The 1034-nt window shown below is 68.9% G+C and carries 1 pseudogene; it reads right to left on the bottom strand.

Going from position 1 to position 1034, the window contains the following annotated elements:
• Positions 1 to 227: 227 nt before the first annotated feature.
• A pseudogene (locus ACVOMB_RS21060) lies at positions 228 to 1034 on the bottom strand (IS91-like element ISCR16 family transposase); the annotation flags it as partial.

Here is a 1034-nt window from a genome sequence, read left to right as displayed (position 1 = left end):
GCGAGTCTGGCGGGTAGGAAGCGGCCGCGCAAGCGCCGCTTTGGGCACAGATCGGGCACAGATCGGGGGTTCATGCGTGGGTTTTCGACATCGCGGGGCCACGCAGCGGCTCAGTGCGTAGCCATTTCTCACCGAATCCCGGCACAGGGCCGAGCGCAGCCCTGCGGGGTCGTGGCCGCATCGGATCGGATTCTGCTTTCGCTTCCGGTTGAGTGGCCGGCACCTCGTCACGCGGCCGGCGGCGGGGCGCGCGCTGCGGGCCGGTAGTGCGCTTGCTCCAGCGCGCCGTGCTTCTCGAAGTGGGCGAGGATGGCGCGGATGGCCTTGGGGTCTTCGATGCTGGCGACGATCCGCACCGCGCCGCCGCAGTGGGCGCAGGTGGTGACGTCGATGGAAAAGACCCGCTTGAGCCGTTGCGCCCAGCTCATCGCACGGCGCTTCTGCTCGGGGCTGCGCGGCTCGTCGTGGGCGCTTGCGTCAACCGGCGCCGCATCGCCCGCAGGCCGCTTGCCGCGCCCCGATGGCGTCACCTGCGCGCGCAGGTTTGCATTCGGGGCGAATACGCCGTGGAAGCGGGTGAGATGCGCGCGAGGTGGCGGGACCAGTGCCGCCAGCTTGGCGATGAAGTCCACCGCATCCCATTCGACATGCGTGGTCCCATTTCGCCACGGCGTCTTGAGCTGATACCGCACCCTACCCTGCGGTGAGATCGACAGCCGCTGCTCGCTGATCGCCGGGCGCGTGATGTAGCGGCACAGCTTTTCGAGCTTGTGGCTTTCGTGTGCTTCCGCGGCCACGCCGGCATGCAGCGAGAAGCCGCCGACCTTGCCGGCGTCGCCCTCCAGCGAGCCTGCGTCACCGGGCAATGTTTGCAGCGTGACGACCTTGCGGCCAGCGTCGCGACCGGTGGCGATGCGGTAGGTCATCGAACTCATCCGCAGCCCATCCATGCCGTCGTCGCTACCCGCGCTGTCGGACAGGAACACGGATTCGTCTTCGCCTTCGAGCCAGCCGCGGCGCGACAGGTGCCGGCA

The sequence above is a fragment of the Stenotrophomonas sp. STEN018 genome (assembly GCF_056760235.1).
The sequence above is the reverse complement of the archived record's forward strand: the minus strand, read 5'-3'. Positions and strand labels throughout refer to the sequence as shown.